The 1,316-nt window shown below is 53.6% G+C and carries 2 protein-coding genes; both read left to right on the top strand.

Annotated elements, in window-relative coordinates:
• Positions 1 to 44 precede the first annotated feature (44 nt).
• Positions 45 to 608: an acetate uptake transporter gene (locus tag ABJK56_RS03880; protein WP_347243353.1), complete on the top strand. Its 564-nt coding sequence runs from the start codon at positions 45 to 47 to the stop codon at positions 606 to 608.
• A 13-nt stretch (positions 609 to 621) separates the two neighbouring features.
• Entirely contained in the window at positions 622 to 1,173 is a 552-nt protein-coding gene (locus tag ABJK56_RS03875; protein WP_347243352.1) for an acetate uptake transporter, read from the top strand.
• Positions 1,174 to 1,316: the final 143 nt, after the last annotated feature.

Raw genomic sequence — 1,316 nt, 5'->3', positions numbered from 1 at the left:
GGAAATATTTATTAATAGGCCGTTAATATAGTAATACGGAAAATATGAGCGCTTCATCCGGTTTCGAGAAGGCCGTTCCGGTGCCACTTGGGCTCTATGGAATAGGGCTCGCTGCTGTAGTCCTAGGCCTGGGCTTCGCCGGGAGGGTACCTGGTCCATCGCTGGGCATTGCGTATGAAATAAGCTGGGCCGGCCTGGCGCAGGCGTTCGCTGGCTGGCTCTCCATAAGGAGGGGCGATAATTTCGCGGGCACCGTCTTCACTTCCTACGGGATGTTCTGGCTGGCGCTGGCCACAGCACAAATACTGGCCATGCACGGCGTATTGCTGTTAAGCCACAAGGAAATAGGACTCTGGCTCGTCCTCTACGGCATAATCACGCTGTTCTATGTGGTGGTAGCAGTAATGGAGAGGGCGGTCGTGTTGTCGATTACTGGAAGCCTTCTGACAATCTCGCTGTTCCTGCTGGGGTCTGGCATGATGGCAGGGATAGAAGAGGTTGTCGTGGACGGCGGCTACTCCACATTCATAACGGGGGTCGTCGCGATATACCTGTCTACAGCGATACTGGTGAACGTGTCGCTCGGGAGGAGGATACTCCCGGAGTGATGAGGTGAGGATCATGAGCGAGAAGCCCAAGATATTGGAATTCAGCCCTGGGATAATAGGACTCTTGGGATTCGCCCTCACCACGATAGCGCTTAGCCTGTACAACGCTAACCTAATACCGACGGCGGGGCTCACAATTGGATTCGCGATCTTCTGGGGAGGTATGGGACAGGTGTTCGCTGGGTGGATAGCCTTCAGGCAGGGCGACACATTTGGCGGCACCGCGTTCATGACATACGGGTTATTCTGGTTGGGGCTGGCGCTCTTCTTCTTGCTCCAGCTACCGCACATAGGGGCGGAGTTCGGCGCGTGGATGCTCATGTGGGGCATATTGACCCTAATATACGCGGCCACATCCATCATGCTGAAGGCGAGGGTACTATCCGTGGTGCTCGTTCTGCTGACGATAACGTTCTTCATGCTGAGCGGCGCCTATTATTCCGGTAACCCGGCGGTGTTGCACGCCGCTGGCTACATGGGCTTAATTACCGGCATAGCGGCCCTGTACCTGGGCCTAGCGATATTCCTCAACTCCACCTCCAAGAGGAAACTGGTTCCCGAGTGACCAACAAATATGTGAAATTCTTTATATTTTTAAATTTATATGAATATATTATGTGATCATCACGTCATTCAGAGATCTGCTGCACTTCAAACTCCCTTTGACTCTAAAGAATAAGGTTGGCCGCGCCCGGCCATGGACCTGAG

The organism is Thermogutta sp., assembly GCF_039793925.1.
Lineage (GTDB): Bacteria > Planctomycetota > Planctomycetia > Pirellulales > Thermoguttaceae > Thermogutta.
This window is presented reverse-complemented; position numbering and strand designations above follow the sequence as displayed.